The 21,906-nt window shown below is 61.6% G+C and carries 19 protein-coding genes; 16 read left to right on the forward strand and 3 right to left on the reverse strand.

Going from position 1 to position 21,906, the window contains the following annotated elements; all coding sequences use genetic code 11:
* Positions 1-53 precede the first annotated feature (53 nt).
* The gene (gmd, locus tag ACQR3T_RS16270) at positions 54-1,076 is read left to right on the forward strand and encodes a GDP-mannose 4,6-dehydratase (protein ID WP_032405419.1); all 1,023 of its coding nucleotides are present in this window, start codon (positions 54-56) and stop codon (positions 1,074-1,076) included.
* Positions 1,073-2,050, forward strand: coding sequence for a GDP-L-fucose synthase family protein (locus ACQR3T_RS16275; RefSeq protein ID WP_428694134.1), 978 nt, complete (start codon positions 1,073-1,075; stop codon positions 2,048-2,050). Before gmd ends, ACQR3T_RS16275 begins: the two co-directional genes overlap by 4 nt.
* A 38-nt stretch (positions 2,051-2,088) precedes the next feature.
* Here the strand turns inward: ACQR3T_RS16275 and ACQR3T_RS16280 are convergent, their stop codons facing one another.
* A complete protein-coding gene (locus ACQR3T_RS16280) occupies positions 2,089-4,242 on the reverse strand; it encodes an acyltransferase family protein (protein WP_428694135.1) in 2,154 nt (717 codons plus the stop codon).
* Between the two features lie 241 nt (positions 4,243-4,483).
* On the opposite strand from ACQR3T_RS16280, the gene ACQR3T_RS16285 reads away from it, so the two are divergent.
* The 7 genes from ACQR3T_RS16285 (at position 4,484) to ACQR3T_RS16315 (ending at position 11,608) form a co-directional block, all read left to right on the forward strand.
* Positions 4,484-5,032, forward strand: a complete 549-nt coding sequence (locus ACQR3T_RS16285; RefSeq protein WP_428694136.1) for an acyltransferase — start codon at positions 4,484-4,486, stop codon at positions 5,030-5,032.
* A gap of 228 nt (positions 5,033-5,260) precedes the next feature.
* A complete protein-coding gene (locus tag ACQR3T_RS16290) occupies positions 5,261-6,709 on the forward strand; it encodes a hypothetical protein (protein ID WP_428694137.1) in 1,449 nt (482 codons plus the stop codon).
* Positions 6,706-7,614 carry a glycosyltransferase family 2 protein gene (locus tag ACQR3T_RS16295; protein ID WP_428694138.1) on the forward strand — a complete coding sequence of 303 codons (909 nt, stop codon included), beginning with the start codon at positions 6,706-6,708 and terminating at the stop codon, positions 7,612-7,614. The genes ACQR3T_RS16290 and ACQR3T_RS16295 overlap by 4 nt, the downstream gene beginning before the upstream one ends.
* The gene (locus ACQR3T_RS16300; protein WP_428694139.1) at positions 7,604-8,407 is read left to right on the forward strand and encodes a glycosyltransferase; all 804 of its coding nucleotides are present in this window, start codon (positions 7,604-7,606) and stop codon (positions 8,405-8,407) included. The genes ACQR3T_RS16295 and ACQR3T_RS16300 overlap by 11 nt, the downstream gene beginning before the upstream one ends.
* 29 nt (positions 8,408-8,436) lie before the next feature.
* Positions 8,437-9,828 (forward strand): lipopolysaccharide biosynthesis protein, encoded by a 1,392-nt coding sequence (locus ACQR3T_RS16305; RefSeq protein ID WP_428694140.1) that lies wholly within the window; start codon positions 8,437-8,439, stop codon positions 9,826-9,828.
* Positions 9,825-10,343 (forward strand): acyltransferase, encoded by a 519-nt coding sequence (locus ACQR3T_RS16310; RefSeq protein WP_032376074.1) that lies wholly within the window; start codon positions 9,825-9,827, stop codon positions 10,341-10,343. Before ACQR3T_RS16305 ends, ACQR3T_RS16310 begins: the two co-directional genes overlap by 4 nt.
* On the forward strand, positions 10,343-11,608 hold the full coding sequence (locus ACQR3T_RS16315; RefSeq protein ID WP_428694141.1) for a glycosyltransferase family 4 protein: 1,266 nt from the start codon (positions 10,343-10,345) through the stop codon (positions 11,606-11,608). The genes ACQR3T_RS16310 and ACQR3T_RS16315 overlap by 1 nt, the downstream gene beginning before the upstream one ends.
* Here ACQR3T_RS16315 and ACQR3T_RS16320 read toward each other — a convergent pair.
* Positions 11,560-12,627: a cellulase family glycosylhydrolase gene (locus ACQR3T_RS16320; protein ID WP_428694142.1), complete on the reverse strand. Its 1,068-nt coding sequence runs from the start codon at positions 12,625-12,627 to the stop codon at positions 11,560-11,562. The two genes, ACQR3T_RS16315 and ACQR3T_RS16320, sit on opposite strands and share 49 nt — an antisense overlap.
* A 60-nt stretch (positions 12,628-12,687) precedes the next feature.
* Between ACQR3T_RS16320 and ACQR3T_RS16325 the strand changes: the two genes are divergently transcribed.
* The 7 genes from ACQR3T_RS16325 (at position 12,688) to ACQR3T_RS16355 (ending at position 19,937) form a co-directional block, all read left to right on the forward strand.
* On the forward strand, positions 12,688-13,284 hold the full coding sequence (locus ACQR3T_RS16325; RefSeq protein WP_428694143.1) for a serine acetyltransferase: 597 nt from the start codon (positions 12,688-12,690) through the stop codon (positions 13,282-13,284).
* Complete coding sequence (locus ACQR3T_RS16330) at positions 13,281-13,814, forward strand: DapH/DapD/GlmU-related protein (protein ID WP_428694144.1); 534 nt, start codon at positions 13,281-13,283, stop codon at positions 13,812-13,814. Before ACQR3T_RS16325 ends, ACQR3T_RS16330 begins: the two co-directional genes overlap by 4 nt.
* Positions 13,815-13,817: 3 nt before the next feature.
* Positions 13,818-14,921 carry a glycosyltransferase gene (locus ACQR3T_RS16335; RefSeq protein ID WP_428694145.1) on the forward strand — a complete coding sequence of 368 codons (1,104 nt, stop codon included), beginning with the start codon at positions 13,818-13,820 and terminating at the stop codon, positions 14,919-14,921.
* Positions 14,908-15,618 (forward strand): SGNH/GDSL hydrolase family protein, encoded by a 711-nt coding sequence (locus ACQR3T_RS16340; protein WP_428694146.1) that lies wholly within the window; start codon positions 14,908-14,910, stop codon positions 15,616-15,618. The genes ACQR3T_RS16335 and ACQR3T_RS16340 overlap by 14 nt, the downstream gene beginning before the upstream one ends.
* A 388-nt stretch (positions 15,619-16,006) precedes the next feature.
* On the forward strand, positions 16,007-17,638 hold the full coding sequence (locus ACQR3T_RS16345; RefSeq protein WP_428694147.1) for a polysaccharide biosynthesis tyrosine autokinase: 1,632 nt from the start codon (positions 16,007-16,009) through the stop codon (positions 17,636-17,638).
* A 414-nt stretch (positions 17,639-18,052) separates the two neighbouring features.
* The gene (locus tag ACQR3T_RS16350) at positions 18,053-18,757 is read left to right on the forward strand and encodes an SGNH/GDSL hydrolase family protein (RefSeq protein ID WP_428694148.1); all 705 of its coding nucleotides are present in this window, start codon (positions 18,053-18,055) and stop codon (positions 18,755-18,757) included.
* Between the two features lie 88 nt (positions 18,758-18,845).
* A complete protein-coding gene (locus ACQR3T_RS16355; protein WP_428694149.1) occupies positions 18,846-19,937 on the forward strand; it encodes an acyltransferase family protein in 1,092 nt (363 codons plus the stop codon).
* A gap of 496 nt (positions 19,938-20,433) precedes the next feature.
* Here ACQR3T_RS16355 and ACQR3T_RS16360 read toward each other — a convergent pair whose 3' ends face one another.
* Positions 20,434-21,756 carry an O-antigen ligase family protein gene (locus ACQR3T_RS16360; RefSeq protein ID WP_428694150.1) on the reverse strand — a complete coding sequence of 441 codons (1,323 nt, stop codon included), beginning with the start codon at positions 21,754-21,756 and terminating at the stop codon, positions 20,434-20,436.
* Positions 21,757-21,906 lie beyond the last annotated feature (150 nt).

Raw genomic sequence — 21,906 nt, forward strand, 5'->3', positions numbered from 1 at the left:
GGTCCCCTTGTACGCTGTCCCCAGCATGCTCGGCGTGTCCGAACGGAGCAGGTATGAAAAAAGCGTTCATAACGGGGATCACCGGTCAGGATGGCTCATACCTGGCGGAGCTACTGTTGGCCAAGGGATACGAAGTGCACGGATTGATCCGCCGTGCGTCAACTTTCAATACCTTGCGAATCGAGCATCTGTACGTGGACCCCCACGTGTCCGCAGCAAAGTTGTTCCTTCATTACGGGGACCTCAGCGATGGCACACGAATGTTGATGCTGATGGCCGATATTCGGCCCGACGAGGTGTACAACCTCGCTGCGCAGTCGCACGTGCGGGTCAGCTTCGACGAGCCTGAGCACACCGGTGACACAACAGGAATCGGATCCATACGACTTCTCGAAGCAGTGAGACTGGCTGGAGTGAAATGCCGCTTCTACCAGGCATCGAGTTCCGAGATGTTCGGTGCCAGTCCGCCACCGCAGAACGAAGACACTCTGTTCTACCCACGTTCTCCGTACGGAGCAGCGAAGGTGTACTCCTACTGGGTGACCCGGAACTATCGCGAAGCGTATGGACTCTTCGCGGTCAACGGGATCCTGTTCAATCATGAATCACCCCGGCGTGGTGAAACATTCGTGACGCGCAAGATCACTCGAGCGGTTGCGCGAATCAAAGCAGGAGCCGAGAGCCGGCTCTACATGGGCAACCTCGATGCCATCCGAGATTGGGGGTACGCACCTGAATACGTCGAGGGGATGTGGCGGATGCTGCAAGCAGATCGGCCACAGGACTACGTGCTCGCCACCGGCGGTAGCTATACGGTGAAAGACTTCCTGACGGTCGCATTCGAGCACGCGGGCCTCGACTGGCGGCAGTACGTCGAATTCGACGACCGCTATCTCCGTCCCACCGAAGTGGACGCATTGGTCGGTGACGCAAGCAAAGCAGAAAGGGAACTGGGCTGGAAAGCATCGGTCCACGCGCCCGAACTCGCGCGAATCATGGTCGATGCGGATTGCGAGGCTCTCGCCCACGAAGGACGGCCGTGGATCGACACACCTGCGTTGACGGACTGGCCATGAGCACACTGGAGTCCACGCAGAGAGCGAGAACGATCGACCGCGAGGCAACGTTCTACGTTGCCGGCCACAAAGGGTTGGTCGGCTCGGCAGTGTGGCGGCACCTCGAAGGCCGTGGCTTCACCAACCTGATCGGCGAAACCTCGACCGATCTCGACCTTCGCGACCGCGCTGCGGTGTTCGACTACATCGAGCAGAACAAGCCGACCAATCTCGTACTTGCCGCAGCCAAAGTGGGCGGAATCCTGGCGAACAGCACCTATCCAGTCGACTTCATCTCCTCGAACCTGCAAGTGCAAGTCAACGTACTTGACGCCGCGCTACAGTTCGGTGTCGAGCGGGTCCTGTTCCTCGGGTCGTCCTGCATCTACCCCAAGCACGCAGCGCAACCGATCAAAGAGGAATACCTCCTCACCGGTCCTCTCGAGCCGACCAATGATGCCTACGCAATCGCGAAGATTGCCGGAATTCTTCAGATCCAGTCGGTTCGAAAGCAGTACGGACTACCGTGGATATCCGCGATGCCGACCAACCTGTACGGCCCAGGTGACAATTTCTCACCCCAAAGTTCGCATGTCCTACCCGCACTCATACGCCGATACGACCAAGCTGCCCGGGACGGAACAGCGGCAGTCACCAACTGGGGCAGCGGTTCTCCCAAGCGAGAGTTTCTTCATGTGGACGACATGGCCTCTGCGTGCTTGCATCTGCTGGACCACTACGACGGTCCCCGTCAGGTCAACGTCGGTACAGGTGAGGATCAGACCATCAAGGAAGTTGCAGAGATGGTCGCCGACGAAGTCGGCTACTCGGGTCGAATCGACTGGGACACATCGAAGCCCGACGGGACTCCTCGTAAACTGCTCGACGTATCGACGTTGAAGAACTCTGGATGGAAACCAGCAATCTCGCTACGCGAGGGTATCGGTTCGACAGTTCGATGGTATCGAGAGAACATCGACCGTATACGTCAGTAGGCATGCGACGAAAGGTCGGCCGCTCTTGCTGCTCGGTTTCACACGCCATTCGTTCGGAGTAGTTCGGCGAGCGCCGGAGCGACCTTCGCCCCGTAATCGATTGTCATGTGCGCAGAATCGGATTTCATGGGAGTGGTTCCGACAAAGCTGGGGCAGTAGTTGTCCGGGGTACAGAACAGACTCCGGGTGTCGACGTAGGTTCCACCCACCCGGTAGGCCAGGTTGCGGTCCGCATGCGATCGCGCCTTCCATGTATCCGTCACCCTGCTCAGACAGTCGGCGGGCTTGCTTGTGCGGGTGTAGCAGTCCGCGGGCTTCTTGTCGTTCGGGGGAGCTGACAGGATCAGGATCCTTCCGACGTTCGCCGCGAATTGATCCGTCAGCCGCTTCACCCCGGGGATCCACAGCTCCGCTGCGATATCGGTGTGCAGGTTGGTGATGACGACGACGTCGGGCCTCACCTCGTTCACGGCGGCGATCGCAGCAGCTTTGCGCGATGGGCACGCTGCGGATGTGTCGGCATCTTGCGTGCTCACGTCCATGTCTACGAAGGTGCAGCCGAACATGCCCTCCGAGCGTGCCTTCCACTGCCCGCCGCTCGCTTCCGCGAAATTCTTGATCGGTTGTACGAAGCTCATTGCCATCGAATCGCCGAGAACCATGATGGTCTTGGGCGCATCGGGTGCACCCCAGGTGCACTGCGCCGCGTCGGGACGGTCGACCAGTCCACATTCGGCGATCCCACCCGGAGCTTGAGCGCCGGTGATGGCTTCGTCCATGGTCGGACTCAACGCTGGCCACTCGGTTGCGTTCACCGCAGCATCGATCTCGGCGGCCAACGCAGACTGCGCGGGGCCCATAGGTATCGCGACCTCGTCCGAGGCGATCGCAGGGTCGGTGGCAGCTCTGGCCGGCGGGGTGGCCGGCGGCTCGAGAGGTTTGAGGGAGAAAGCCGCCACGGCGACCGTCAGCAACGTCAAGGCACCGAGCCCTGCATACCGAACAGCCGGCGGATAGTCCTTGCTGCCGAGTCGATTCTTTCGTTTCCTCCTCGCCTCGGCTCGTACGGCCCTCGGCTCGAGGAAGTTCGATCGTCGAATCGGGTCCTCCAGGAAGTGATAGGAGGCGACGGATAGGCCGAACGTCGCGAACAAGACGGTGACGTAGTAGTACGCGTTCACGTCCATGATCGATCCGAGTATCACGATGATGGGCCAGTGCCACAGGTACAGCGAGTACGAGATGTCGCCGATGTACACACTGACCTTGCTGGTCAGCGGAGCGATCAAGGGAGTGGCCATTCCGATGCCCGCGGCGATCACCATCGCCGCGCCGGCAACAGGGATCGCAGCCAAGGGCGCGGGAAACGCCCCGGACTCGTCGATGATGAACGCACCTGCCCCGATGGTGCCGAGCCCCAACCAGGCCAACGGCGCGCGTGCAGTTCGCGGGAGGTGCGAAATCCAACCGGCCCCGATGGCCAATAGCGCGCCGACCCCGAGCTCCCACACGCGCGTGAACGTGGAGAAGTATGCCCAGGACTGATCGGTCGCAGTGTCGTAGAGTGCCCAGACGAACGATGCCGCGACGATCGAACCCATCACCGCGGCCGAGAGCACACGCTTGACGTTGCCTGTCCAGGAGCGGCGCGCCACCAGCAACCCGATAGCGAACATCAGTGCGGGCCAGACGAAGTAGAACTGCTCCTCGACCGACAGCGACCAATAGTGCTGCAAGGGTGAAATTGCCGCGTCTGCATTGAAGTAGTCGGTTCCCTCGATCGCGAATCTCCAGTTCGACGCGAAGAAGAACGCCCACACGGCATCCATCCCTATCGATGCCGCACGACTCGATGCGTACACCAATACGCCTGCGGCAGAGGTCAGTACGAGTACGAGGGTTGCAATCGGCACGATACGACGGATTCGGCGACGATAGAACCCGGCAAACGAGATCGAGCCCGTTCTGTCGAACTCCCGCAGCAACAGTCCGGTGATGAGGAAGCCGGACACAACGAAGAACACGTCTACACCGATGAAACCCCCTCGTGGCCACCCGAAGAGATGGTCGACGATCACCAGCAGCACCGCCACCATACGAAGACCTTGGATGTCCGCACGGGTAGCGGAAGCCGTGATTCTGCGTCTGCGTCTGCGTCGGCGCGGGCTGGTCGACGGCTGGGTCGTGGTCATCCGCGGGTCCTCACGGTGAGTCTGCACAGTCGAAACAGACAGGTCGGTTGTTCGGCGAATCGTAGCCCGCCGTTGCTGATTGCGAGGCCGTGTTCCGGCCTCCGTGCACGGGAAACAATCCTGGTGCCGAGTACACCTACGAATGTTGTGTTGGCACGCTGCTATCCCGGCCGTTATCAGTCCTGTCCCTTGATGTTTCGTCGTACGGCCGAGAGCGGTTGGCTGAGGATAGTCTGTCGCAATGAGCCTGCAGCGGAACATTCTGTTCGGTGAGATCGATCAAGTGCTTCGTGATGTTGTCCTGAATCGATTCGTTGCAAGTGGCGCTGTGCCCCGAAAGCTCCGAAACATGTTGCTACGCAGAGCCGGACATCACATTCACCCGACATCTCTGATCAATGCCGGGGTGTTTCTCGGTGCCTGGCGGGGGCTGGACCTAGGCGAGCGTGCATTCGTCAATTACGGCTGCTTTTTCGACCTAGGGTCGGAAGTGACGATCGGACGAGACACTCGGATCGGTTATCAATCGATGTTCATTACTTGTGGACACGAAATCGGTGGTGAATTCGACCGCGCGGGCAAAACGGAGAACTTGCCGATCGTGATCGGTGCGGGTTGCTGGATCGGTGCACGAGTGACTGTTCTGCCCGGTGTCAGCATTGGTGACGGTTGTGTGATCGCATCGGGGAGCGTGGTTGCCGCCGACTGCGTGCCGAATGGTTTCTATGCGGGCGTCCCGGCTGTCCGCAAGCGCTGCCTGCCAACTGATTTGGATACCGAACGAATCTGAAACAGGGCGTATGTCGCTTTTGACTCCCGGCGGCGCATAGGGCGACCGGTTTTGTCGGGAATTTTGGCCATGAATATGGACTATTCGAGCGAGTTCGCGATTTGGTCGCGAATTCAACCGATAATTTCTGCTCTATCGCGATATGTTCTGCGTACGAGTAAATCTCGCGCTAAGCTGCCGAAATACTGCTCTAGGGCACTTCGGGGGGATTGGATGGGATATGTGCCGATGAGCGTTGCATACCATCGAATTCGTTCCGATCGGTTGCATGCGACGGTGTTTCCCGAGGCTGAGTTTTTGCGGGAAGCGCCCGCCCCCAAGCGTGCAGTGAGTGTCGCACCGCCCCGCGTGGCCGCTGCCCCGAGGGCCGGCCGCAAAGCACACCGAGACGGTGCAGTTCTCCGAGCCCCCGAGCGGGTCTGGCTCTTCATGTTGGGTGGCACGTCTGCGCTGCCGCTGATGAACTTCACGGTCACTGGATTCTCCGTCGTGTGCGTTGCAATCGGGTTGGCCTATCTATTGCCGGGCCCGAGACGTAGAACTGCGACTCCGCTGGTGTTTGCCTTGATAGGAACCGGCGCCTATCTCGCCTCGGCGTGGGTCAACGACACCAGCTACCTCTCGCCCGACGTCTTCGCCTTCGGCTCGTTCGCGTTGTACTTCTGCGGTATCACCGTGCTGGCAGGCGATATCGAGCGCATAGCCACGGTGCTGCTCGGCATCGCCTTCGGCTCGGTGTTCTTCTATGCCATGATCGGCACCTTCCTCACCTCTGCAGGTAGCGTGATCGACCTCTGGAAGTACGGGGTAGCGCCCTCGGCAACCATCGCCGTGCTCTACCTGATGGCCTTCTGCCGAATGCGCACCTCAGCAGTCGTCGCTGCTTTGCTGTCTCTCGCTGCTCTGAGTCTCGTGCTGAACTTCCGATCTCACGCCGTGATCTGTTGCGCTGTCGCTTTGCTGCTCCTGCTGTCGAAGTACCGGAGGGGCGCGCTCTCTCTCGGTAGTCGTGTGGTGACTCTCGGTGCTTTCGCAGTGGGGTTCACGTGGGCGCTCGAATATGCGGCTCGCGAGGGATTGCTCGGCGGTTCGCTGCGTGAGAAAGTGCTGATGCAGTCGGACGGTTCGGTGCCCATGTTGCTCGCCGGCCGCACCGAGCCGCCACTCTCCCTCACCGCCATCGTGAACAGGCCGTTTCTCGGGTGGGGTGAAGCCGACAACGTCTCCCACGAGGTGTACGTGCAGGCGCAGCACGCCGCGATGGCGGTGGGTTTCGACAGATCCTTCCCCTTCGAGTACGCGTGGAAGCTCAGCAACGGATCGATTTCTCTGCACTCGATTCTGCTCGGGTCATGGGCGGAGGCAGGGGTGCTGGCCGTCCTACTGCCGCTGTGGCTCCTGTGGGCCTGTTACCGCTTGGTCTTCGTGGCAGATTCCGCCGGACCGTGGACTCCGCTGATGATGTACCTCGGCATGCAGACCATCTGGGATCTGCTGTTTTCGCCATGGTCGTACAACCTCCCCGCGGTCCTCGCTTGCCTCGCATGTTGTTGCGTCGCAGTAAGTTCGGACGGTCGACATCATGACGGAGACGCCAAGGACGCACATCTGCTGATGCGTCTTCTACGAGACAACCGTGCACCGCGGAGTCGCCACGCATCGGAGGCGAAACGATGAAGACTCACTCGAGTATCAGCGTGGTAATTCCCACGATCGGTCGGCCGAGCCTCGGTAGTGCTGTCGACAGCGCTCTGAGCCAATCCGTCGGCGTCCACGAGATCATCGTGGTTGCCGACACTGCCGAGCCCTTGACTCTGCCGGCGGACAAAAGAATCCGCGTTGTGCGTACCGGCCCCCGATCGGGTGGAGCCAACGCACGTCAATACGGAGTCCAGGAAGCAACTGGCGACGTCATTGCGCTCCTCGACGACGACGACCTGTGGCATCCCTACAAACTCGAACGACAGCTGGCCGAGGTCTCGGAAGCCGACGGTAGCCGCTGGGTGGTCACCTGCAAATGCGCCGTCCGAGAGCCCGGTCACCGTGAGAAGATCTGGCCCAGAACCCTTATCGGTGAGCGGCAATCGGTAGCCGACTACCTGTTCACCCTCCATCGCTTCACCCTGGGTGATGCGATGCTGCAAAGCAGTACGTTGTGTTTCCCCCGATCGCTCGCGCTCGAGGTGCCTCTCAATTTCGCGCCGGACTCCATCCACGACGAACCGGGATGGTTGATGGAACTGCAGCACCGGGTTCCCGATCTGACCATTCGCCACGTGCCGGAGTGCTTCTCGATCTACAACGTCAGCGAGAACTCGGTATCGCGCAGTTCGGTGGACGTGTCGGAGAAGTACATCCAATGGGGTCGAGAACACCTCCGAGACGCGAGTGCGCGTGTTCGCGGTGACTACTTCTTGTTCAGTGCGGTCACCGCGGCAGCGTCCGCGCAGTCGTTGTACGGCATCCGTCGTTCGGTCGTCAGTGGCTTCTCCGAAGGCCGGCCCGGGGTGCATGCGATGGTGTACGCCGCGGCGAAGTTCGGCAGAACTCTCGTGGGGCAGGTGCGGTCCCATGCCCATTGACGCCACCCTGAGCGTGATCACCATCAGCTACCACGATCCGGCCGGGTTGGCCCGCACGCTGAACAGCGTCGCCGCGCAGACGTACGCGCCGCTCGAACACATCATCATCGACGGCGGATCGGGCCCCATCGTCGAAAAGATGCTTGGCGACGCACAGCCGTCGTACTGGCAGTCTCGAGCAGATGGTGGACGCTACGACGCCATGAACCAGGGGATCGACCGTGCCACCGGAGATGTGGTGTGGCTGATGCATTCCGGCGATTGCTTCGCCGAGCCGGATTCCGCGGCGATCGGAATGACCGCTCTTCAGGCATCCGGGTCCGTGCGAGACCGGTGGGGATACGGCCGGGCCCGCATTGTCGGCGACCCGGTACGCGAGGGCATCGAATGGGGGTACAGCCCGTTCGAGATGCGAAACTTCGCCCTCGGTATTCGCCCGATCCCACATCAGGCGGTGCTGTTCGGTATGGACCTGCTCCGACGCATCGGGAATTACGACGTGAACTTCGGACTGGCGGCAGACCACCTGTTCATGCTTAAGGCAGCACAAGCAGAACTGCCCATCGTCATCGACGCCGTGCTGTGCAACTTCGATGCGGGAGGGGCCGGAAGCGTTCGCTCACAACGCGATCACTTCGCCGACATCAGGCGCGCCTGGGATGCAGCCGGTTACTACCCATGGGGGCGCAGAGACGTCACGGATCTGGCTTCCCGCATGGTCGAGTATTCGGCGCGATCGAAGCAGCTCGCACGTTCGGTGCTCTCGCGTCGGACACGGGTAGGTGGTCGGTGATGTCCGGCCGCCACCGCAGACCGAGCGAGATGGACGATGACGATGATGATGTCGTCGCCTCGGGCGCGGGCCTGGACACCGTCGAACGCAGGGCCGTGATCCTCAGTACCCTGTTCCGAATCATCGGCACGCCCGTCGTCGCGGTAGCCGGACTCGTGAGCGCGGGGCTAGTCATCCGGGCCACCGGCCCCTCGGCCTACGGCGTGGTTGCGTTGGTGGCCACAGTCGGACTGCTGCTGCCCTTCGCCGATCTCGGGATCGGAGCTGTGGTGACGAGTGCTACCGCGAGGTCGCGGGACCCCATCAACGACGACTACGCGCTCGCGGTGATCCGCCGTGCATACCGAATCCTGGTGCGGGTGTCCTTCGTCGTGGCAGCTGTCGCCGTCGCGGTGATGGTGTTCGACGGCTGGGGCGCACTGATAGGAACCACTACCGGCCCCGAAGACAGGCTTGCCATCACGGTCGCGGTAGCCCTGTTCGGCGTGACAATTCCGGCGGGCCTGGGTTTACGCATTCTGATCGGAGTCGACCGCGCACAGCTGATCGTCGTTGTGATGGTGAGTAATTCGCTATTCGCATTGCTGGTCACCGCAGGAATGTATGCAGGCGGAGTACGCGGCATCTGGTACGTCTTGCCGCCACTCATCGGTGCCTTGCTCGGCAATCTCATGGGTACCGTTCTGGCGCTGAGGGTTTCAGGTCTCGGGGTCTCGGTTTTCCGAAGAGCGGTAGTGGCGATACCGACCAAGGGTTTGCTCGAGGGATCGCTGTGGCTGTTCGTCGTCAGCGTCGGCATACCCTTCGGACTGCAAGCCCAGCGAATCGTGCTCTCGCACCTGTCCACTCCTCTCGAGCTGAGCCGGTACGCGCTGATGGCGCAGCTGTACGGGCTGTGCTGGTCGGTGTTCTCGACCGCCGCGCTGGCATTCTGGCCGATATTCGTCAAACGCCGTGCTGCTGCAGAACAAACCGTCAGCCTCTGGATGACGTCGACCCTGGGGTTCGGACTGGTTGCTGTGGTTGCGGCCATCCCCTTGGTCCTACTCAGTCCATGGCTCGCCGATGTGCTCTCGGACGACACGATCGACATACCGTCGGTGCTCGCCGGGGCGTTCGCGGTCCTGCTCGTGGCGCAGTGCCTTCACCTGCCCTCTGGCATGTTGCTGACCAAGCCGACGGAGGCACGTTGGCAGGCCGGATGCCTCGCCGCGATGGCTGTGGTCACCACCGTCGGGGCAATTGCGGTAGCACCGGAAACGGGCGCCGCCGGAGTTGTCCTGGTCACCGCAGGGGCTGTGGTCTTGTGCCAGTTCATCCCCGACCTCGCCTGGGTCCCCAGGCTGGTACGGCAACGTGGCAACGACGAGAGTGCTTCCCCCGCAACGATCGAACTCGAAGCCGCATCGAGGATCTCATGATCGACGTCGCGAAGTTCCTCCCGCTGTTGCGCACCCTCAACAGGATCGACCAGGACGCCTATATGACCGTTGTGGTCAAGCTGCTCGAGCGCGCGGGCGTGACGATCGAGGGTAGGCCTCTGTGGATCTCGTCCTCGGTGTTTCTCGACAATTCCGGCCCGGGCTCGATTACCTTCGGTGACCGCTGTGTTGTGTCGGACGCCGTCAAGATACTCACGCACGACTTCTCTCTCGACCGAGTGGCAGAAGCGCGTGGAGAACTTCCCTCCGACGAGGAGTTGTACCGCCGCGCACCGGTGTCGATCGGTGCTCGAGCATTTGTCGGACTGGGAACGGTCATCATGCCCGGTGTTGTTGTCGGCGACGATGCCATCATCGGTGCCGGGTCCGTGGTGACGCAGTCGATCGCACCGGGAGATGTGGTGGCAGGCAATCCTGCTCGCCGGATCTGTACGACCGACGAGCTGTGGGACAAGAGGCGGTCGGAATTCGAAGTACGGAAACGGAGACGCTGATGCGTATCACTCTGATCGGCCTCAACTACAAGCCCGAAGTCACCGGGATCGCGCCCTACACCGCCGATGTCGCGGAAGGTCTGTCGGAACGTGGCTACGACGTCCACGTCGTCACCGGCTTCCCGCACTATCCGCAATGGGCTCCCGATCCGCGCTATGCCGGCCCGACCATCGAGGAGATGGTCGACGGTGTGGACGTCACTCGGCACCGCCATTACGTCCCGGGCAGTATGACCGTCACACAGCGCGCGCATCTCGAACTGTCCTTCGGTAGCCGGGTAGCACGAAGCCGAATCCCGGCCTCGGATGTGGTGGTATGCGTATCACCAGCGCTGGTGTCCACCGGCCTGGTGATGGCCCGACTCAAGGCACAGCCGTTCCGCCCGGCACTGGGGGTGTGGGTGCAGGATCTCTACAGCCGCGGTGTCATAGAGACAGGCACGATGCACGGGTCGAGTGCCAGTGCGACAACCAATCTCGAATCCGGAATTCTTCGTGCGGCCGATGGGGTAGCGGTGATCCATCGGCGTTTCGCTGACTACGCCCACGATGTTCTGCGGGTGCCGGAGAGCAAGCTCAGCGTCATCCCGAACTGGACGCACATGCCATATCAGGCCCCGATGAGCCGCGACCATGCGCGTGATCTGTTGGGGTGGTCACGAGACTCGGTGATCGCGCTGCACTCCGGAAACATGGGACTCAAGCAGGGCCTCGAAAACGTCGTCGAAGCAGCGCGGGAGTCGGACCGTAGAGGTGGACCGGTGAAGTTCGTCCTGATGGGCGACGGAAATCAGCGAGAGATGCTCGAAGAACTGGGCGCGGGCATCGACTGCCTGACGTTCGTGAGGTCGCTGCCGGAGAAAGAGTTCCGCGCGGCACTGGATGCCGCGGACGCCCTGCTCGTCAACGAGCGGCCCGAGGTGTCCGAAATGGCAGTCCCGAGCAAACTCACCGCGTACTTCGGAAGCGGCAGCCCCGTTCTGGCGGCCACAGCATCCGGTAGCGTCACCGATCAGGAGGTGCGATCGGCCGGTGCCGGGATACGCGTGGACCCTGCGGATCCGGCGGGTCTGGTGGAGGGCGTGATGGCCCTGGCCGCTGACCCCGAGAAGTCCGCGCAGTTGGTCCGGTCGGGGAATAGATATCTGCAGCACAACATGTCTCGTGCCGTTGCGATGGACAGGTTCGAGAAATGGGTGCATATGCTGGCCACCGCTCACCCCGCGAGGGCGCGGACCGCATCGAGTGCTCGCTTGGGGGTGTAATCCGACCGCACCAGGCCGTAGTTGTAATCCGGCACAGCACTTCCCGTCATCGAATCTCGGAAGTCGAAGACGAACACCGGCCCCGCGTAGGGTAGCTGCGAGAGCGTGGAGATGCCGTCGACCAGGATGTCGGCCTGCCGCTGCTCGTCTACCCCTGGACCGGAACTGACTGTGGGCGCGCCGAACTCGGTGAACCAGATCCGCTTTCCCGTGTCCCCATGACGTTCCATGACGGCGCGGACGGCGGCGATCTCGTTGGCCGAGGACCAAGCTGCGGTGGGCTCACTCAAGAGGTGCGGGCTGCTGTAGGGATGCATCGAGACTGCATCGAAGGTCGCGGCCCCCGCACATCGGTAGAGGGCATCGACAAACGTCGCGGGAGACAGATCGTTGGTGGAATCGATTGCGGGCGAGGTTGGTCCGGTGATCACCAGGGCTCCAGGTGCTGCTGCTCGAATGGCTCTGGAGCTCGAGGTGAGAACGGCGCAATACTGCTCGGGGTTCACGCTCGGGCCGTAGCTGGCTGCGACGTTCGGCTCGTTCCACACCTCCCAGGCCGTAATTTTGACGCGATAGCGAGCTGCTGCAGCAGAGGCGAACTCGGCAAACCGCTCGGCTGATTTCGGCGCTGGATGTGAGACCAGTGCGTATTCGGTCGGCACTGCCCACGTGGGTGCCCAGGTCAGAACGCCGAGCACTGCCAGGTTGCGTTCGGTGGCCCACTCGACCTCCGCATCGGATCGACTCCAATCCATCGTGCCCTCGACGCTCTCGATATCGGACCACTTGACCAGCAACCTGATTCCCGTGAAACCGGCGTCGGCAACGGAGTCGATGTCACGCCGAACATCGGACCCGGGCATTCCGATGCTGGCAACGTTACTGGCAACGTGAACTGCATCCCACGACGAAACGGGACTGGGGCCCGGTTCTGGGCTTCGTTCGGCCTCAACGTTTGTCGCGGTGCACGACGCGGCGAGGATCAGCACGAATGCCAGCGGAACCCATCTGCGTCGCACGGCCATACGATGCAGTATGACGGGTGGACACCACGGCTGCGCGACCATAGATTTGCACGCATGCCGTACACCGCGAAGAAGTCCGTTCTGATCCGGTTGGCTCGCATCTGGGCGCGGCCGCTGTGGTGGGGCGTTCAGACATCGGGAAACGAGCAGTTGATGCGCGCAGATGTGGATCGGTGGATCGAATGCATCGGAAACGACGCGCTAGTCCCGCTGGATGCGTATTCGCGATTTGCGTACCTCGCGGGTGCCCTACATGAATTCCGAAACGTCGTTCATTTTCGGATGCGGCAGAGTCCATTGGTGGTACGGATCGTTCTGAAAAAGATCTACCGACCGGACCGGACGATCCTTCTCGAATCGAATTCCATCGGCCCCGGGATCTTCCTGCATCATGGCAACGGAATCATGGTCTCGGCCACCTCGATCGGTAGGAACTTCTGGGTGAACCAACACGCGTCGGTCGGCTATTCACCGAAAGGTCGACCCACGATCGGGGACGACGTCATGGTGGCGGCTGGAGCCGTCGTCGCGGGGCCGATCGTGCTCGGTGACGGTGTGACCATCGGTGCCAACGCTGTCGTGGTCAAGGACGTGCCCCCAGGCACCATTATGGCTGCGCCGCTGGCGCAGCCACTCAGGAAACGGACGTGACCGATCGGTCGCTCGCAGGTTTCACCGGAGCGGGATACGACAAAGGCAGACCGTTCCACGTTCAAGTGCTGTGGATGCTCGCGTCGAGTCTCGTGGTCTCGCACTGGTGGTGCCCGAATTCGGTTCGGTTGCGGATTCTCCGAATGTTCGGCGCGCAGATCGGCGTCGGTGTCCTGATTCGGCATCGCGTACGTATCCACTGGCCGTGGAAGTTGACCGTCGGCGACTATTCGTGGGTCGGTGAGGACGCGTGGATTCTCAATCTCGAGCCGGTGTCCATCGGCGCGAACACCTGCATCTCCCAATCCGTCCTGCTCTGCGCCGGCAGTCACGACCGACGCTCCGGGACCTTCGAGTTCGACAACGCACCCATCCGTATCGGTGACAGAACGTGGATCGCGGCCCGGTCGACCGTGCTGCGCGGTGTCACCATCGGAAACGACGTGACGATCGGCGCAACGGCGCTGGTGAACGCCGACGTCGACGACGGCGTGACAGTGCTCGCACCCGCCGCTCGTAGATCGGAGTGAGCGATGCGAATCCTGCACGTGGTAACACTGATCTCCGAGGACGGTGCTTACGGCGGGCCCGCACGGGTCGCCCTCAACCAAGCCGAAGCGCTCGTCGGTCTGGGCCACGACGTCACCGTCGTCGCGGCGGGAACCGGCCCCCCTCCGAAGTCGGGTGCTGTGGGCATCGAGCTCTTCCGACCGCGAAGAGTGCTTCCGCGCAGTGGATTTGCCGGCCTTGCCGCACCTGGCATGCTTCGTTGGATTGCCGAGAGAGCTGGAACGTTCGATGTCGCCCACCTACACCTCGCCCGTGATCTGGTGACGCTTCCTGCCGCTCGGCTGTGCCGAATACGGGGAGTGGCGACAGTGGTACAGACCCACGGGATGATCGATGCAAGCGACAAGCTTCTTGCCGTCCCGCTCGACGCGCTGGTCACTCGGTCGGCGTTGCGCCGAGCGGCCGCCGTCCTCTATCTCACCGACCGCGAGCGTGCTGATCTGATCTCGGTCGCGGGCCCGGAGATGACGTTGTCGAAACTGATCAATGGCGTCCCCCCGCTGACGGAGAAGGCTCCGAGCGTCGATCTCGAAGTACTGTTCCTGGCGCGCTTGCATCCACGCAAGCGCGTCGACCTCTTCGTGGAGATGGCGGAAATCCTTGTTCACGAGAATGATTCGGTGATATTTGCGATTGTCGGTCCGGACGCAGGGGCCGGAGACGCGGTAGCGCAGCGGACCGGGCCCAGGATTCGCTGGGAAGGACCGTGTCCCCCCGCGAAGACCGCAGAACGCATGCGGGCGGCCAGTGTCTACGTACTGCCTTCGGTCGACGAGCCGTACCCGATGTCCGTGCTCGAAGCCATGGCAGTGGGGCTGCCCGTGGTGGTCACCGACAGTTGCGGTCTCGCGCCCGACATCATGCGCATCGGCTGCGGGATCGTGGTGCCCGGTGGTGCGCTGAAGCCCCTGGTCGACGCCGTTCGCTGTTTGCTCGACGATGTGGAGCTACGAACCGAGATGGGCAGGCGGGGTCGGGTAGCGGCGCGCAGCGAGTTCGGCACCGACTCAGTGGCTGAGGAACTCGACGAGCACTATCGGAAAGCGGCGCAGCATGTTTCGAGCTAAAGCGCTCCTGGCGACCTTGTTGGCGATCATCGTCGTGGTCGGTGTTGTGGTTGTCGGCCTGCGATACGACGCGACGCGCACCGAACAAGGACCGTCCGACACATCCGCTACGCCGTTCGCTCCGCCTGCCAACGGTGGGCCGACTGCCGTCTTCATCGGTGATTCGTACGTATCAGGAGCAGGTGCAAGCGATCTCGGTCGTCGGTGGACATCGATCGTGTCGATGTACAAACTCTGGACGGAGGAGAACATCGGAATCGGTTCGACGGGTTACGCACTCGCAGCGCCGGGGTGCGGAGCCGAACGATGTGGCAGTTTCGAAGAGATGGCCGGCTACGCGGTGACCCTGAACCCGCCCGTCGTCGTGGTGGCCGGTGGTACCAACGACTTCGATCAGTTCGTCCGGGACCCCACCGCCATCGTCAACGCGATCTACAACACCATGGGCACACTTCGCACCGGGTTACCCACCGCGAGGATCATCGCCGTCGGGCCTTCCTCGGCAGGCACTGTGCCACCGTTCGTCACTGCCTACGAGGGCGTGGTGCGCGATGCGGTGAACGCGATCGGTGGAGAGTTCGTATCTCTGACCGACCCGGACGTAGTGGACGAGAGCATGCTCGATGCCGATGGAGTGCACGTCGACGACAAGGGACACGCCGCCATCGCGGCGGCGGTCGAACAGGCTTTGAAGTAGCACCGTCACTCCAGAGCGGACTGCACTCGTCGACTGATTGCAGTGTGGCCCGGACTGCCGAGGAGCGCGAGGATCGGCCCCCGAGTGTCGAGAATCACCTCGGCTTTCCCGGGCACCGGGCTGCCGTCTAACGTTCCGGCGCACACGCGTGTGATCTGTGCATCCACCCCTTGCGGGGGCGTGGATCCAATTCATGTGAATCGGGCTGTGTGAGGGCCGTGAATCCTCACAACGGGACATTTACTTGATAGTGCTCGTGAATCGAACTAATGAATTGACCGACACGGTGGGCCTTCTCATCCGTTGCACAGAAACCAAATACCTATGTAACGATTGAGCCACGCAGTGACACGTTGCGAGTTGTACGAACGGACGAGGAGCTCGAAGCATGGAGATACAGGATTACCTGAAAATCCTGAAGGCGCGATGGATCATCATCGCCGTCACCGTGGTCGTAGCGATCCTCGGGGCTCTGGGTGCATCCCTCCTGACCACACCGATGTACGAGTCGAGCGCCAGAATGTTCGTCTCTACGTCCGGCGGAACATCGGTGAGCGAGACCTACCAAGGCAACTTGTTCTCGCAGCAACGTGTGGCGTCCTACTCCGAATTGGTGACCAGTGAAGCGCTGGCCGCTCGGGTTCTCGATGTACTCCCGCTCGGTCTGACGCCGTCGCAGCTGGCCGCGAAGGTCAAGGCGTCTTCGACCCCCGATACCGTTCTGTTCGACATCACCGTCACCGATGCATCGCCGGCGATTGCTCGTGACATTGCCAATGCGATGGCTTCGGAGCTGACGACTCAGGTTCGTGACTTGGAGACGCCCGAGGACGGCGGAACCCCGTCGGCCGGAGTGAAGACCTTCCAGCAGGCCGATGCATCGTCGACGCCCGTCAGCCCCAAGACCAAGCGCAACCTCGCCCTGGGTGCCGCCGTGGGTCTGCTCCTCGGCATTGCATTGGCGGTCTTGCGTGACCGTCTGGACAACACGATTAAGAATCGTCGGGAGATCGAGTCGATCTCCGGCAAAGCGCTCGTCGGCACCATCCCATTCGACAAGGAACGCAAGGCGCATCCGGCCGTCGACTTCCAAGACCTCGGTCAGTCGTCCAGCGCCGAGGCCTTCCGCGAGCTCCGCACCAACCTGCAGTTCCTCGAAGTCGATCATCCGCCGCGCGTCATCGTCGTCACCAGTGCGATCCCGAGCGAGGGCAAGACGACCACAGCGGTCAACTTGGCAATCTCGCTTGCCGAGGCCGGCCACCACGTCGTTCTCGTCGAGGGCGATCTGCGCCGTCCTCGTATCTCGAAGTACATGGGCCTCATCGGTGCAGTGGGTCTGAGCACCGTTCTTGCGGGGCAGGCGAAAGTGGACGAGGTGCTTCAGCCGACCAAGTACGAGGGCCTGCAAGCCATGGCGTCCGGTCCGATACCGCCGAACCCCTCCGAGCTGCTGGGCTCGGAAGCGTCCCGCGCCCTGCTGGTGGAACTGCGCTCCAAGTTCGACTACGTCATTGTCGATGGCGCTCCGTTGTTGCCGGTCACCGACTCGGCCGTTCTCACCACACACGCCGACGGTGCCCTCCTGGTGACCCGCTACGGGCACACCAAGAGCAACGAATTGTCCAGGGCTATCGGCAATTTGGAGACAATCGGAGCCCACGTTCTCGGTGTGGTGCTGGCATTGACGCCCTCGAAGAAGGGCGACATGTATAGCTACTCGTACAACTACACCGCCGACACCAACTTGCCCAAGCAGGTCACACCGCCAGTGCCCGCGCCGGCACCTCAGGCACCCGTTGCCTCATTGACGCCGGTGTCCCCACCCACTCCTGCACCGGTGCATGCGCCGCCGACGCGACAGTCTTCCCCTCGTGCTGCTTCTGCATCGCCTGCTGCCGGTCCGCGTACAGCAGAGGCAACTCGGGAACCAGAGACCTACCCTCGATCCCAGCGGCCGGAGACGCTGCCAACCGATCCACCCAGGAACGGTTCCAACAACCCTCGTTTGCGTAAATAGACGCTGAGCAGTTCCGCGAGTAGACGCTGGGAGGTCGTGACTCGTCAGGATCGTCCGGATGTATGCGTCGGTCGCCCACTCGCACCGATTGCAATTCCCGAGTAGTGCAGAACCTGACAATGGGCCGCGTCGTTGTGTAGGCAAACTTGTGCGGAAATGTCGAAGGCGAACAGAGGCCGGACGACCGCGATGACCTTGTCGCTGATGCCGGGTTCATATTTCGCGAAGGTCTCGAACAACTTGCAAATTGTCGAATCCTGAGGTGGCATTCTGCAAAGTTGGACATAAATGGTTTTACGGCCGGGTAGCGGGAGTCCTTGAGGAGCGGTGAGACCCGGTAGTACGGCATGATTCGACCTTGTGAATACCAAGCTGAGAGAACCCCGGCCGAACCGTGATCGCATAGTTGCGGTCGTGATCGTGGCTATTGCGGCAATCGCAGCTGTCGCGGCCTTTTTGGTCCATCAGAGCAGGCCTCCGGTCGACACAGCCACGACGGAAAGCACGATCACGCCGCCGCGGTACGAGTGGCTCCGCGTGTCGATCATGGGTGACGACTACGCCTACGGCTCCGGTGCTCAGCCTCGTGACAAGTACACCGAGGTCCTGGCGCGACAACAGTGCTGGAAGATCAACGTCAGCGCGGAGGTTGGAACTGGATTCATGAACCGCGGCCCAGGCGGAGCTCCCTACTCGGACCCTGCACGCCTGGACGCCGTGACAACCGGCGATCCAGAACTGATCATCGTGCAATCTAGTGCGGCCGATCCAGCGACCGAACAAACGGCAGAGCAGGCCGCAGTGGTCTTCGCAGGTCTGCGCGAACGCGCGCCCGACGCACTGATCGTGGTCGTCGGGCCCCTTGACCCACCAGTCATCGACGACGGGACCACCGAGTCTCTTCGCTCCATACTCCGAGTTGCTACCGAATCGGCCGGGTTGACGTTCCTCGACCCGCTCGACCCGATAGCCGGAGTATGGCTCGGCCAGAACGAGTATTCGAACGATGGGTTTGCGCCGAATTCGTCGGGGCATGCCGGAATTGCACGCCGACTGGTCTCCGATCTGAAGCAGCTCCCCGATCTGCCGCGCGTCTATGCGTGTGACGCGGTGGCATGATTGGTCTTTGGTGTTATCGGCGGTAGTTTGATAGCGAGTCCTCGCGTTATGCGCCCGTTCAGCGCGCGGGCAGACCATGCGGTACGGCATGATGACGCGCGTGAACCGACACAAAAAGTCTGCGCGCGCGCGGCGAGACAACACGTTCGACTTTCTGCGGCTCGTGGCCGCCAGCGTCGTCGTCATCGCGCACGCGCAGACCGACCTCGGTACCTCCCCGATTCTGTGGAACTCATGGGAGCTGATCGACGGCATCGGCATGTTTTTCATCATGTCCGGGATGATGGTCTACGCGTCCGGTGTGAAGACGCATGCGACGACCGGGAGTTGGCAGGACTACTTCCTCAACCGATACCTGAGGATCGCACCCGGCATCTATGCCTTTGCGATCCTGCTGCCAATCATCCTGGTCGTGACCGGTGCGATGGTCTGGAAATCGCTGTTTTCGTTCGACATCGTCGTCTGGGCCGGTGGCGCGCTGGCCTTGCTTCCTAACTACCACCCCAGCATCTGGGACCACGTCGGAACCGGCGTCCTGAACGGGCACCTGTACACGATCCCCGCTGAGATCAGCTTCTACCTGGTGGTGCCAATCCTGGTGTGGGCAGCGCACAAGTGGGGCTTCAAAGTCATGCTTGCCGCGATGATCGCCATCTCCATCGCAGGACCACTGGCCGTGCACTTCGCACCCGGCCCAATTCCAAACATCCTGCACCACACATTCATCGAACGAGCCGGGTTCTTCACCGCAGGCGTTTTTTTCGCCCATTACTGGAAGCGACTGCCGCAGAAATGGTGGCTGTTCGCCGCCGCGTCCTCCGTCTACCTGCTGATCAAGGGGTTCGGTCCCGGCTACGAGGTCTATGAGGCATTGCAGCCCGCACTACTCGCGCTCCCGCTCGCGTATGCCGTAGTGTTCTTCGGCAACTACGGCCCCCGATTTCTTGCCACGCTCACCAAGCGAATCGGAGACCTGTCGTTCGGAACCTATATCTGGCACGTTCTCGTGGTGAACCTATTCATCTACTGGGGCTGGGTGTCGAACGCCTGGCTGGTGCCGATCGTATTGCTCATCACTTGGCTGATTGCCGAAGTGTCCTGGAGACTCATTGAGAAACCGGCCCTGAAGCTGAAGCGGGTCAGCTCGCAGGATCTTTCGCGGGCTCCGGTTGCTCCTTGACAACGGCCCGCAATTTCTAGTTTTCGGCCGTAAGCGTGAACACCGGGATATGTAAACCAATGAGCACCGCGAGCGCCCACGAGGTAGGGCGTCAAGGTTGGAAAACGGGCGCATAACGCCCGTCACCATCGGGATGCAGACTGCGTGCGGGATGGACGTTTGCGTAATCACGACATCGGACCCTCCCAGAGAGACGCGCAGGGAACGGGACGTTCGCGCCCGTGTCCATCGTGCAGGTGTCTGGATTGGAGCCGGCAGCAGGATCTGTCCTGTTGTCACCATCGGCGACGGTGCTGCTACCGGCGCTGGCTCACTGGTTCTGAACGATTGCGATCCGGGGAGTTTGTAGTTGGGAGCCCTGCGAAGTTCGTCCGCAGACTGTGAACTGCGGAACGGCATGATGTTGCAGATGAGGTCTGTGGCTGTTACTGCAGGCGTCACCGGAGCTACCGCTATCGCGCTGGATTCGGCGACCTGGAAGGTGCGCGGATGATCGTCAATTTCGCGCTAGCCTGCGTGGCGATCTGCGGTGGTCTCCTGTACTGGTATCGAAGGTATCCGGAGCCGGGCGATGGTCGAGAACGTGACGATAGTTGATCGTGGAAAGGGCCAGTGCGATGGCGAACCAGAAGACCGGCATGAAAGTTGCGTTCGTGAACAAGCTGTTGATCGCTACGAGCACTACCATTTGACCAGGCAAACCGTTGCAGGTCAGTAGTACGAGTGCGGCGATGACCAACACGAAGGGGATCGCTAGATACTGGGCGTCGACCCACAGCCCTAGCAGCCAGTTGCTCGCAACATTGTTGCCATGGTCGGATCCGCTGAAGTAGAGCTTTCCTGACACGCCAACCCTACCCGCCGCGCTTAGGCCGTGGCCGTACCACGGTGCAATGTCTGCGAGGTGAAGTAGCCCTTCGGTCTGTTGGATCCTCGCCTGACCGGAAATATCGTCGCTCTGCGCAGAGAAGGTACGTGAGAGTCGGACTGTCAGGTCAGAGGCGATATCCTGGAAGTACCAAATGGGCACGGCGAGGACTGCCACGCTGCCTGCAACTGCCGCGACGCGCCCCTTACGATGCATCCTTGCCACTGACGTACGACGGGCAATGAAGTGTGCGACGAGCCCAAGCACTGAAACCCCAACCAGCGCAAGCCATCCTGCACGCGCAAACGACAACACCCATAGCGTTGTGCAAAGGGACATCGCGCCCACTCGAACCCACCGCTTCAATGGGAGGTGGAACGCGAGCAGGATGCCGACCCCTGCGAACATCCCGAGCCAGTCCGGCTCTGGCCAAATACCACTAGGTCGACCGATGGCGCTGACATCGATATGGACCAGTCCTGCCCGAGACGGAAAGATCCCCGCCAGTTGGCCGAGACCGTATACGCAGCCGAAGCAGATCGCGGCCAGCGCGCCGTACATCATTTGGAGGCGGTCTTGCTGGTTGCTGTAGGCAGCCAACAGGATTGCCGACATAGTAAGGGCTAGCAGTTGAACAGCAAGCTGGGGGTTACCCACCAGATCGCCAGCGAGAACCGTTGACGCAATGAACCCAGCCGAGATCAACAGCCACACTGCCATCCCTGGCAGGGACGGCCGACGGCGTAGATGAAAGAAGACCCACACGAAGACGAGCACAGTGAAGGCATGGGCACCGCCGACCTGCAGATCGACGCTCATCGCTGCGGCACCGATACCGATAGCGACGACCCGGTCGCGCGCCTTCGGTTCAGCGCAGAGCACCAATACGCCGACCGCTGCAAGAGCGGCCAGCCCGAACGCTGCCAACATGAGAAACGATGGGTCGGTCACCCGCTGATCGTAAGGGTTAAGGTCCGGTCTTGCGCTCGTCTGATTTGATGGCGGCCTTGAGGACCGGACTCAACTCGATCGCAACGAGTTGGTCTTCGGCCGTCGGCTGGTGCCGATTGGTAATCAAGGTATTACGTCAGCAACACCGCG

Source organism: Rhodococcus sp. IEGM1428 (genome assembly GCF_050321865.1).
GTDB lineage: Bacteria > Actinomycetota > Actinomycetes > Mycobacteriales > Mycobacteriaceae > Rhodococcoides.